Raw genomic sequence first — 11,387 nt, 5'->3', positions numbered from 1 at the left:
TTGCAATTCACTCAAATGAGCTCGGATAACTCTGGGGTCTGCTGCACGGTTAGGTGACAGTTTCTAGTCACGCAGCCTGTGCGGCTGGCGTGTTCATGATGGTCTCAAATTCGATCGGGGTCAACCGGCCCAGTGCCGCTTGTCGTCGTCGTCGGTGGTAGGTGCGTTCGATCCAGGTCACGATCGCGATGCGGAGCTGCTCGCGGGTGGTCCAGGAGCGGCGGTCGAGAACATTTTTCTGCAGCAGGGCGAAGAACGATTCCATCGCCGCGTTGTCCCCACACGAGGCCACCCGGCCCATCGATCCGACCAGGCGGTGGCGGGTCAGAGCGCGCAGAAATTTTCGACTTCGGAATTGGTTGCCTCGGTCGCTGTGAACGATGCAGCCGGCACCGTTCCCGCGTATCGCGACTGCGTTGTTGAGCGCGTTGACAGCCAGGCTCGACTTCATTCTGGAGTCGATGGAGTACCCGACGATCTTGTTGCCGAACACGTCTTTGACCGCGCAGAGGTAAAGCGTGCCTTCCGCCGTTTTGTGCTCCGTGATATCGGTCAGCCACAGCTGGTTCGGGCCGGACGCGGTGAACTCGTGTCGGGTCCGCCCGTCCTCGTCGGTGATAGTGCACAGATCGTCGTGCACGGATGGGCCGGGTTTCTTGCCGTTGCGGCGCCGTTTCTTCCCGAACGCAGACCACCAGCCGTTCTCGGATGCGATCCGCCACGCGGTGCGATCGGCCATCGACTCACCGGCGTCGCGGGCCTCGTCCGCGAGGAGCCGATGCCCGAACTCGGGGTCATCCCGGTGCGCGTCGAACAACGCGTTCGCACGATACGCCTGCACGACCTCGCTGGGTGTGATGGGGTCGGCCAGCCACCGGTAGTAAGGCTGGCGAGAGAGCTTCAATACCCAACACGTCACCGCGACAGGGATCCTGTCAGCAGCGAGCTCCATCACGAGCGGGTAGAACCTTTTCCCGGCAGATTCGCCTGCGATAGATACGCCGCCGCCCGCCGCAGGATCTCGTTCTCCTGCTCAAGGAGTCGGATCCGCTTGCGCGCTTCCCGCAGGTCGGCCGACTCCGTTCGGGAGTGACCGGGCTTGGCGCTCTCGTCGACCGCAGCGCGACGCAACCAGGACTGCAAAGTCATCGGGTGGACCCCGAAGTCTTTCGCGATCTGCTCGATCGTGACTCCAGGTTCGCGGTTGCGGGCGACGCGCACGACGTCATCACGAAACTCGGTGGGATAAGGCTTTGGCACGATGCCATCCTTCCAGGCCACCCTCCCGGGCAAGCCAGATCAGATGTCACCTAACCGTGCAGCAAACCCCCCTGGCGTATCGGCGCCCTGACGTGTTTTCACCGATTGCACTCGTGGCGGTCCTGCAGGCGGGATCACCAAATTGATAGGTCGGTGACGCCGAGTTGGCGGAGGAACAACTGAGCGTCAAGCGACAAAACTCAATTGTGAAGTCAAACGTCTGCGGCGTAGCCAGCCAAGGCATCAGGATAATCAAGTCCGAATGGCAAGGCAGCCCCTGGGCCTGTTGGAGCAAGCAGCATGCCATCCGCGCCGATTCCGGCCTCCCTAACTACGGGCAACGAGGTGACGAGCGATTCGTAGTAGGTCGTGTTCGGAATAGCCATCGCCAGATGCTGATTCGGTATATCACCGCCGTGGATTTCGGCTCTCAATCGGAATGAGTCGGCAAGATGTGCTGTGCGCAGTGATCCGGTGTAGCCGCCGCGCAAACCTGTACTTGCCCGCACGCCAAATGTCGCAGCGCCCGCCCGGATGAAGTCCGCGGAGTTCATATACGAGCCATCAGAAGTCTCGGCGACCAAGAGTGGCACCCTCACCGCGCGCGCCAGCTGCGCATACGAAGAGATTGAATGTTCCCGAATCGGTTCCTCGTACCAAAGGTACTTTGCATCCGAAAGCGTGTGTCCGAGTCGAATAGCGTCCGGTAGATCAAAGCCAGCAGACCCGTCGAACATTAGATCGATGTCTGGTCCGACGTGCTCGCGAAGTGCGATTGATAACGCTGCATCTCGCTTTGCATCTCCCCAAGCGTGCAGTTTGATCGCGTGGTACCCCAGTGCGAGTGCTTGGTCCGCAACATCGAGATATTCAGCTGTTGATGCGAATGTTGCAGTGGAAGCGTAGGCGGGTAGCTTGAGACGAAATCCACCCATGAGTTCCCAAACTGGAACTTCATATTGCCGGGCCGCGAGATCCCACAGCGCCATATCGACCATCCCGAGCATGGGGAGCGCGAATTCTTCGATGCGATCCAGTTCCAATATGCGATGCCATAGCCACTCTCGCTGAAGCGGGTCTTGCCCGACAAGCTCATCACGAATGACTCGATCGACAATGTCTGACAGCGCCATGGCACTACCTGCGCGCGTGGCGAAGGAGACACCCGTTGCGCCCTGATCCGTGCCAATACGCAGCACGCCCCTATCGCCTGCTGGGGGGCTACCTGATAGACCCTGGCGCCATGAGAAGGACGGCTCGGCTGCCGGAACATGAACAGCCCACGTCTCAACGTGCGTGATTTTCATTGGCTCCTCTTTCGTCGAATAGCACTGTAAATCCCAACCGGGGCTGGTTGTAGCTCCCCATGAGAGGGACGGAGGAAGTGTTTGTCCAGCCCACCCGCGCTCGGGAGCTCATCGGCCATGCCGCCCCCAAATCCAGGATGGTCTTGTCGATATGACGGATTGCTAGAGCAAGACCCAACTCTGGCTTACCTTCCAAGCTTGCTGTGAGCGCGGCTTGGGAGGAATTCTTGAGGGACGCGGTCGTGGATGACGATTCTGATGCTAACTTCCCCCAGAGCATTGAGTTGTAACTATGTTGACGTGGGACATCAGTTCCTCGACCCGCGCACGATCGAAGCGCGCAGTCCCGGGCACGAGCGCATTCGCTGTCGCGCAGGCAACGGCGCGGCGAAAGGCCTTGTCGAGCGGATCGCGGAGTGCGAGGCTGGCGACCAGGCCACCGAGAAATGAGTCGCCACTTCCGACCGGGAACGCCCCCACATCAAGCATCGGCATGGCGTGGTGTATGCGGAGCCCGTCAGTGCACACGGATCCACGTGTACCGTCCGTGACAACGACGGTGGCTGACGTGCGCAGGTTCAGCTCGCGGGCGAGTTCCGTCGGTGTGGCGCCGTAGAGCCCGAGGGCTTCGGTAGCCTCCGCGACGTTTACTTTGAGCACCTGGGGAGCGCCCGTTGCCAACAACTCCGCGAGTGCCGGACCATGACTGTCCACGGCGACGAGGACACCCGCGCGTTGTGCGCGTTTTACCGCCTCGGCGAGAGCTGATGCTGGCAAGCTGTGCGGCATTCCGCCCGAGACGATGAGCCAGCCTTCTTGCTTGGGGAGGGCCTGATCGAGGGCGATGAGGGACTCGCGCCACTCGGAGTCCGAGACCGACGACGGGTACTCGTACACCTCTGTCAATTGGGAGTTCCCGAGGGAAGCGATCGAAACGCACATTCGGGTTTCCGCAGCAGAAGGCACTACGGTCAACCGGATCCCGGAGTTTCGTAGTCGCCGCGCGATGTCAGAGCCATTGGCGCCACCGAGAATCGCGACAATTTGCACGTCAGCGCCGACGACCGCCGCCGCCCGGGCGGCATTCAGGGCTTTTCCGCCAGCTTCACGATCTACCTGAAGCGGTCTGTGAATTTTGCCTGGCATCAACTCGTCCAGAGTGTAGGCGACGTCCAGCGATGCGCTCGGAGCAAAGGCAGTGATCAAGCTCATTGGGGAGGGTCGAGTCGGTGAGGACGATGTCCGTTCACTGCGGGGTGCTCGTTCCGCTAATGCGCTCGATATAGTCGACTATGGCTGGGTCAAGCGGTGGCACATCCAGCGGTACGGAGCCGTTACGCATGGACCTCGCCGCGAGGGCTCCAGCTGCGACTGCGTTGCGCGCGGCAATCAATGAGGTCTGAGTCGGCGACCTATCCGTGATGTGTGCGATGAACTCGGCCACGGCCAATCCGTCCGCTGCCTGATGTCCTTCGAGGTCCTCGACGATCGGGTAGTCGACGTCACCGAAGGCACGGTAGCCACCACGCGAGTTCCAGACACGCACGACGCCGCCTTCGACATCCCCAAAGTTCTCCAAGCGCCCCTCCGTTCCAATAACGGTGTAGTTGCGCCAGTAGTCGGGGGTGAAATGGCATTGTTCATAACTAGCTAACACGCCGTTGTCCAGCTCCATGAGCATCATCGAGACGTCCTCGACGTCGACGACGGGGTTCAGCCCCGTCTGTGAAAGTGGTGGCCAATTGTCATAGGACAACCATTCCTGCATCATCTGCCCAGACCGGTCAGCGCGGTCAGTAATTTGGCCGTAGACCGCGAGATCGCCCATCGCGACAACGCGCTTGGTGTAGCCGCCTGCCAGCCAGTGCATTACATCTAGGTCGTGACTGGCCTTTTGAAGGAGGAGTGTGTTCGTGTTGCGCCGGTCGGCGTGCCAGTCTTTGAAGTAGTAGTCACCGCCGTTCCCAACAAAATGCCTGCACCAAACGGCCTTAACTTGTCCGATTTCGCCACGCAGGATGATCGAACGCATTAGCTTGACGACTGCCGCGTGACGGTAGTTGTGCCCAACGTAAAGAGGGGTCTGCGTTTCATGGGCGGCGGTGAGAATCGCATCTGCGTCTTCGAGCGTGGTCGCCATAGGCTTCTCGAGGTATACGGCGATTCCGGCGCGAAGCAGTTCGATGGCTATAGGGGCGTGGGTGACATCAGGCGTCGTGACGAACGCCGCGTCGATTCCGCCGGCGCGGACGAGATCTCGCAGGTTCGAATGAACAGTGATTCCAGAACCAAATCGCGCGACCGCTCTCAGACGGCCCGCTTCAGAGGTGTCAACTGCGGCGACGATCTCGTCACCCGTCGTTTTGTCGTTCGCAGCCAACGCCAAGCTTGAGCGCTCCCCTGTTCCAACTACTGCAAGCCGCAGCGCTTTTCGACGTGCGCTTGGAGAACTCATATGACTTGGCACCCGGTCTGTTCAGTAATGCTTGTTTTGCGCTCATACGAGCAAGATCGATATTACTCGACTTCCACGGCTATGCAAAAAGCTAGCGACAAGCCGTTAGCAACTACATGTCGTGCGCGAAAGTTGGCAGGTATTGCGCGGAGTTACCGACTTAGTCTGCAACGATCACGGTCACGGAGGCGTCTTCGAGAGCAGCGCGGAAGTCGGCGGAGACGGTGTTGGTTGTGACGAGAATGTCGATGGCCGACAGGTCACAGATGCGCGCGAAAGTGGAAACACCAAGTTTGGACGCATCGGCCACGACTATGACTTGCGCAGCAGCCTGCGCGATTTGGCGACTCACCTCAGCTTCACCTTCGTGAATCGTCGTTGCGCCGAACCCGGCGCTCAGGCCGTCCACGCCGAGAATCGCAAAATCGAAGGATAACTCTTTGATCGTGTTGCCTACTAGCGGACCGACGAGTTCGTATGATTGTCGGCGCGCCACGCCGCCTGTCGCCACGATCTTCACGTGCTGGCGTACCGAGAGCTCGAAGGCAATGTTCAGGGCGTTGGTGACAACCGTCACTCCGGGTTCTTCACCCGAACTGATGAGATGCTCGCTACGCCCGAGTTCTCGGGCAACCTCAGTCGTCGTCGTTCCACCGTTAATCCCGACCGTGGCGCCGAGTCCGATTAGCGCGACTGCGGCCTTTGCGATGGCGAGTTTCTCGTCGGCGTTGCGGGCAATTTTGTACTGCAGCGGGAGTTCGTAGCCCGACCCAAGTGCCATTCCACCGCCGTGAGTTCGAGTGACGAGTCGTTCGTCGGAGAGGCTATTGAGGTCGCGCCTTGCTGTTGCAGCAGACACATTTAGCTCATCGACGATCTCTTGGATGGACACGGTGCCTCGGGTCGTGACCAGCTCGAGGATCGCGTTGAGCCGTCCCTGCTGAGCCAAGGTATCTCTCTTTCCTGGAAAGGTTCGCGAACTTGCCTGCGAAGATTCCCAATCCAACCACAGAAGCCGAAGTGCTGCTATTGTGATTCAAATTGTTCGTTTACGGCGTAACTCGATCATTTGTGTACGAAACTGAGTCTATCGAATGTCAAGAGGAGTTCCATGAGCGCGACCTTTGTAGAGGCGGAGATCACCTCGCAGCCGGGCTGCTGGCGTGAGGCATCGACCCTAGTGGCAGGGTTTGCGCACGCTCTTCCGATAAAAGGAGAGCGAGTTGCAATCGTCGGCTGCGGGACGTCGTGGTTCATCGCCATGAGTTTCGCAGTGCTGCGCGAGACTGCGGGCGACGGGGAGACGGATGCGTTCGCTGGATCGGAGTTCCCAATGGGTCGCAAATACGACCGAGTGATAGCCATCTCGCGATCGGGAACAACAACCGAAATAATTGCGCTCCTCGACCAACTGGGTTCGACGACTACGGTGCTGATTACGGCCGTCCCTGAATCCCCAGCTGCGGCCGTCGCTACCCATGTGATTTCCCTGCCCTTCGCCGACGAGAAGTCAATTGTTCAGACACGCTTCGCCACAACGACTCTTTCGTTGCTGCGAGCGCACCTGGGGGATGACATTGAAGCGTTGGCGCAACAGGGCGAGGAGGCACTCCACGTTTCAATCCGCGATTTAGTCCCGGCTGATCAGGTAACTTTCCTCGGCCTCGGGTGGGCCGTTGGCCTTGCCCAAGAAGCCGCCCTGAAAACGCGGGAGGCGGCGCAGTTCTGGGCTGAGGCTTACCCGGCGATGGACTATCGGCACGGCCCGGTTGCCATCGCGCAGTCTGGGCGACTGGTTTGGTCCCTCGGTGGCTGGCCAGCGGGCCTGGAGGATGATGTCTCACGAACTGGTGCGCGATTCGTGAACTTTAATCTCGACGCGCAAGCGGCCTTAGTCGTCGTCCAACGGTTCGCTGTGGCACTCGCAGAGGCGCGAGGCCTAGATCCTGACCATCCACGTAACCTGACGAGGTCCGTTATCCTGCCACGGAGGTAAATATGGAACTCACGCTGGGAATCGATGTTGGTGGCACCAGCATTAAAGCTGCTCTCGTCGCATCCGACGGGACGGTTCGGACGACCAAGCGGGTGCTGACACCGCGCCTCGATCCAACGGGTAGCCAGACAATTTCGGCTATTGCCGGGCTTGTCGACGACTTCCAGCACCGGCGCGATTTTCTGGGTGTCGGGATTGCGGTTCCCGGGATCGTAAATGAATCGTCGGGGACAGTGGTCTCTGCCGTTAACCTTGGCTGGACAGGGCTTCCCATGAAGTTGCTGGTGGAAGCGGCGCTCGGGCGATCGATCGCTTTTGTTCAGGACGTTCGGGCTGGCGCCTATGCCGAAGCAGCTCTCGGAGCGTCCGCTCGGGCCACGACGTCAATGTTCATCCCAATCGGCACCGGCATATCCATGGCGACAGTAATACATGGCTCGATCCTCGCGTCGGAGGGGTGGGCAGGCGAGATCGGGCAAGTTCGGGTGGATCAGACGGCGGATCGGGTTGGTGTGACCCCTCTTACGTTAGAGAACGTTGCCTCGGCCGCTGCGCTTGCCCGGCGGCTCGGATGCGCGGACGCAGTCGAAGTCGCTGCCCGAGTGCGTGCGGGTGATCCGACGGCTGGACTTGTCTGGGCAGACGCCGTGGACGCTATCGCTAAGGCTCTGGCTTGGGCGACGGCCGTGATCGGCCCCGATATCGTAGTCCTTGGGGGAGGACTCGCCCAGTCCGGGGAGTTGCTCCTGACGCCCCTCCGAGCCGCCTTCGCTGCCGAACTGGGCTCGTTGCGGCACCCTCAAGTCGTCCGCGCGAGGTTCGGTGACAGATCGGCGACCGTTGGGGCTGCCTTGCTGGCACAACAACATGCTGGAGCCTGAGCACGATGATCATTCAAGCGCCGTCCGTCGTTACGGACAGTGTGGTTTGGTCGCCAGGCTGGGTGCAAATCGAGGGACGACACGTTGTGCGCAGCGGTCGCGGCATCGTCCCCCGTCCGCTCCAAGGCGAGGCAAGCGTCCGAGTCCAGGGCACGATCGTGCCCGGCTTCGTTGACATACACACGCATGGTGCCAACGGAATCAGCTACTCCGAGGCCGCAAACGGCGTGCCGATTGAGTCGGCGCTGGATTGGCAGCTGAAGCATGGAGTCACCACAACGATTGCTTCTCTCGCGAGTGCTTCGATGGAAGATCTCACTGCGCAAATGGCCGCGTTGGACAAGTATTGTGCAGCCGGACTGATCCGCGGCGTTCATCTTGAGGGGCCGTGGCTATCGCCAAGGAATCGGGGGGCGCATTCCGCAAAACTCCTGAGGGCACCCGCCGCTGCCGACGTGGCGTCCCTGCTTGCCGCTTCCCGCAACATCCGTATGGTTACGATTGCGCCGGAGTTGAAAGGCGCCCTCCCAGCGATCAGAGCTATCGTGCGAGCTGGTGCCGTTGCCGCCATCGGTCATACCTCGAGCGACGAGGCAACCGCTCGAGCAGCCATCGATGCAGGCGCCACCGTTGCAACCCACATCTTCAACGGGATGCCGCAACTTCACCACCGACAAATGGGGCCGGTTGGCGCCGCCCTGCTCGATCCCCGCGTCTTCCTCGAGTTGATTCTCGACGGTCATCACCTTTCGCAATCCGCAGTTGACCTCGTACTCGGCATTGCCAAAGCTCGCGCCATGGCCGTTTCCGATTCGATCGCCGCCACGGGAGTAGCCGACGGCGACTATTCACTCGCAGGAAGTGAAATCCGGGTGCGTGATGGAACAGCCCGCGCAGTGGACACCGATTCGCTTGCCGGATCGACGAAGTCGCTGGATAGCGCATTCCGCCGTCTCATCACTGAGAACAACTTCACCCTTTCGGAAGCGGTTGGGGCGACTTCAACTCGGGCTGCTCAGGCGCTCGGCCTTCGAGACGTCGGACACTTTGCCACCGGGGCTCTGGCGGATCTCATCGTGCTCGACGGGTCGCTCGACGTTGTGGCAGTGCTCCATCAGGGCGTGTGGGTCGAGGGTCTTCCATTAGTGGTGAGTGTGCAAAACTGAGCGACCTGGGCAGAGACACGATCACGCGCAAGGGCCAGGTAGCGGCGTGGATCGGAGGTTGTGGCGTCCGCCTCGAAGAAGCTTCGTAACTCGGCGGTGAAGGCGACCGCGAGTGCTGTACCGATGTTCACCTTGCGGATGCCAGCGTCGATCGCCTGCCGCACTCCCTCCTCAGAAACTCCCGATGATCCGTGAAGCACCAGCGGCGCTGCGACACCCCGCCTGATTTGGGCGATTAGCGCGTTATCCAGCTTGGCATCGCGGGAAGTCATGGCGTGGGAGCTCCCCACCGCGATCGCGAGGGCATCCACACGGGTGAACTCGACAAAGGCACGCGCTTCCTCCGGATCGGTGCGCACGCCTGAAACGTGAGCACCGTCCTTGCCGCCCACTGCACCCAGTTCAGCCTCTACCCACAGGCCGGCGACGTGTGCCTCCTCAGTGAGCGACGACGTGAGTACCAAGTTCTCGCCGTAGGGCAAGTGCGCAGCATCGATCATGATCGAGGTCAGGCCAGTACGTGCCGCAGAAGCCATTGCCTCTCGCGCGATTTGCTGATCCTGGACGTGGTCCAAATGGATTGCAATGGGAACAGTCGACTGTTCGGCAAGCTCGCGACAAGCACACAAGAGCGCCGTCGCCCGTCCACCGTGGAACCTAATGGCATTCTCGCTGATCTGCAGAATGACACCCGTGCCCGCGCGTTCTGCCCCTTGAATAATCGCCTCGGCCATCTCGAGGGATACCAGGTTAAAGGCCAACGTGGCACTACGAGCGAGAATCGCTCGCTCCATCAGCGACCGCGCGTGCACGAGTGTCACAGGCGTTCCTGTCGATGGCATTTCGTGTCGATCCGACCGACGGTCGGCGATAGTGGTGAATAGCAGGGAGGCGGCTTTGGCATTAGGTTCAATCTAACTGCTTCTGGAAGATAATGCATGCTTATAGGTCAATTCGATCAAAAACTTGCTTAAATCAGAGCTCTAGTGGATGATCGCCTCACGGCACTAGTTCCACCGGTGGCAGAGTGTGTAAAGCCGCCCGCCGACTGGAAGACATTCGTCAACCAGCGGATTTAGCCAGAAGAAAGAGAAGGAAAATGCGAAGAGGCATAGTTCTATCGGCTGCGGCGCTTGCTGTAGCTTCAGCGGTCGCATTCACGGGCTGCAGCGCGGGAACTCCCGCGGCGACGGAGAAAGTGAACATTTCCTTCCTCACGTTTGAGTCCCCGAACCTCACCGCACAGTTCTGGAAGGATGCGGTCGGTCGTTACGAGGCGAAGAACCCCAATGTGACTGTTCAGATCCTCACCGCGCCGTCAACCGACATCACCGGGTACGCGCTCCAGCTAGCAGGCACCGGGCAATTGCCTGACGCCATCACCAGCGTCGCGCCCGGAAAGTTCGTTGAGGCAGGTCTTCTCGAGCCATATTCGGAAGATCAACTCAAGGACTTCACGGATCCCATGGCTGGTGCGATCGGCGGCAAGCAATACCAATTGCCGGTCGCCACACAGGTCATGTACGTGTACTACAACAAGGCCTTGTTTCAGAAAGCTGGCATCACGGCGCCGCCGACAACCTTCAAAGAGTTCCTGGCAGACTGCAAGATGCTCCAGGCTGCAAGCATCACGCCAATACAGGTCGCGGGGAGTGACGTCGATGCCTTATTCGCCACTTTCCAGTCAGCCATCATCAACGCGGACGTTATCTCGAAGAACCCGAATTGGGTCTCCGACGCGAACGCCGGAAAGGTCAAGTTCACTGATCCGGACATGGTGGCAGCATTGCAGAAGTACGCGGATATCGTGAAGGACGGATACATCAATGCGGACGCGACCGGCTTGACCTACGCACAGGGCGAGCAGGGGTTCCTCGACGGAAAAGCAGCGATGTGGCCGATGGGTAACTGGTTCGCGGCTGCTGGAGACAAATCTGCAGATCCAGAAAACTTCGGGTTCTTCGCCATGCCGACCAACTCGGGTCCAGCTACCGTGCCGGCTGTAACGGGTGGTGGCATCGTCATCAGCGCTGCCTCGAAGCACATCAAGGAGGCGCAAGAGTTCGCCATCGCGTTCAATACCGACCCGGACTATCTTGCGGCGGGAGCGAAGACCGACGGTCTGTATCCAGCTGTTGTTGGATTTACGCCAGACCCCACTTTGGGCAAAGTATTTCTCGCAGGCTTCGAACTGTCGTCGAAATCGACACGCGCCCCCTGGTTCGGAGTCCAGGGCGGTGACTTCACCGTTCCCGCTGACGCGCTCACGGTAATTAATGCGCAGTCCAAGGCGATCTTCACCGGCCAGTCCACGGCGGAACA

General features: G+C 60.1%; 10 protein-coding genes. 4 read left to right on the top strand and 6 right to left on the bottom strand.

The features are described 5' to 3' along the window. Nucleotides 1-67 precede the first annotated feature (67 nt). The 5 genes from RMN95_RS09995 to RMN95_RS09975 form a co-directional block, all read right to left on the bottom strand. A protein-coding gene (locus RMN95_RS09995) for an IS3 family transposase (RefSeq protein ID WP_309616775.1) occupies nt 68-1,260 on the bottom strand; the annotation gives its coding sequence in 2 pieces (ribosomal slippage) (nt 68-973 and nt 976-1,260; 1,191 coding nt in all). Between the two features lie 212 nt (nt 1,261-1,472). Next, complete coding sequence (locus tag RMN95_RS09990; protein WP_309616774.1) at nt 1,473-2,567, bottom strand: enolase C-terminal domain-like protein; 1,095 nt, start codon at nt 2,565-2,567, stop codon at nt 1,473-1,475. 261 nt (nt 2,568-2,828) lie between these two features. Next, on the bottom strand, nt 2,829-3,779 hold the full coding sequence (locus RMN95_RS09985) for a PfkB family carbohydrate kinase (RefSeq protein WP_309616773.1): 951 nt from the start codon (nt 3,777-3,779) through the stop codon (nt 2,829-2,831). A gap of 34 nt (nt 3,780-3,813) precedes the next feature. Next, entirely contained in the window at nt 3,814-5,022 is a 1,209-nt protein-coding gene (locus tag RMN95_RS09980; protein ID WP_309616772.1) for a Gfo/Idh/MocA family oxidoreductase, read from the bottom strand. A gap of 160 nt (nt 5,023-5,182) precedes the next feature. Continuing rightward, entirely contained in the window at nt 5,183-5,971 is a 789-nt protein-coding gene (locus RMN95_RS09975; protein WP_309616771.1) for a DeoR/GlpR family DNA-binding transcription regulator, read from the bottom strand. Nucleotides 5,972-6,133: 162 nt separating this feature from the next. Between RMN95_RS09975 and RMN95_RS09970 the strand changes: the two genes are divergently transcribed. From RMN95_RS09970 to RMN95_RS09960, 3 genes are read left to right on the top strand one after another with little or no spacing between them, the layout of a single operon-like run. Beyond that, nucleotides 6,134-7,018: an SIS domain-containing protein gene (locus tag RMN95_RS09970; RefSeq protein ID WP_309616770.1), complete on the top strand. Its 885-nt coding sequence runs from the start codon at nt 6,134-6,136 to the stop codon at nt 7,016-7,018. A gap of 2 nt (nt 7,019-7,020) precedes the next feature. Continuing rightward, on the top strand, nt 7,021-7,899 hold the full coding sequence (locus RMN95_RS09965; RefSeq protein WP_309616769.1) for an ROK family protein: 879 nt from the start codon (nt 7,021-7,023) through the stop codon (nt 7,897-7,899). A gap of 5 nt (nt 7,900-7,904) precedes the next feature. Beyond that, nucleotides 7,905-9,065 carry an amidohydrolase family protein gene (locus RMN95_RS09960; RefSeq protein WP_309616768.1) on the top strand — a complete coding sequence of 387 codons (1,161 nt, stop codon included), beginning with the start codon at nt 7,905-7,907 and terminating at the stop codon, nt 9,063-9,065. Here the strand turns inward: RMN95_RS09960 and RMN95_RS09955 are convergent. Then, entirely contained in the window at nt 9,014-9,886 is an 873-nt protein-coding gene (locus tag RMN95_RS09955; protein WP_309616767.1) for a class II fructose-bisphosphate aldolase, read from the bottom strand. The genes RMN95_RS09960 and RMN95_RS09955 overlap by 52 nt on opposite strands. A gap of 377 nt (nt 9,887-10,263) precedes the next feature. Here RMN95_RS09955 and RMN95_RS09950 point away from each other — a divergent pair. After that, nucleotides 10,264-11,387, top strand: a 1,124-nt coding sequence (locus RMN95_RS09950; RefSeq protein ID WP_309616766.1) for an extracellular solute-binding protein, incomplete at its 3' end; no start/stop codon positions are given.

It is taken from the genome of Salinibacterium sp. (assembly GCF_031364185.1).
Classification (GTDB): Bacteria; Actinomycetota; Actinomycetes; order Actinomycetales; family Microbacteriaceae; genus Rhodoglobus.
The sequence above is the reverse complement of the archived record's forward strand: the minus strand, read 5'-3'. Positions and strand labels throughout refer to the sequence as shown.

Coding starts and splice junctions, on each gene's coding strand:
- RMN95_RS09990 (WP_309616774.1), bottom strand. CDS start 2,567: ATGAAAATCACGCACGTTGAGACGTGGGCTGTTCATGTTCCGGCAGCC.
- RMN95_RS09985 (WP_309616773.1), bottom strand. CDS start 3,779: ATGAGCTTGATCACTGCCTTTGCTCCGAGCGCATCGCTGGACGTCGCC.
- RMN95_RS09980 (WP_309616772.1), bottom strand. CDS start 5,022: ATGAGTTCTCCAAGCGCACGTCGAAAAGCGCTGCGGCTTGCAGTAGTT.
- RMN95_RS09970 (WP_309616770.1), top strand. CDS start 6,134: ATGAGCGCGACCTTTGTAGAGGCGGAGATCACCTCGCAGCCGGGCTGC.
- RMN95_RS09965 (WP_309616769.1), top strand. CDS start 7,021: ATGGAACTCACGCTGGGAATCGATGTTGGTGGCACCAGCATTAAAGCT.
- RMN95_RS09960 (WP_309616768.1), top strand. CDS start 7,905: ATGATCATTCAAGCGCCGTCCGTCGTTACGGACAGTGTGGTTTGGTCG.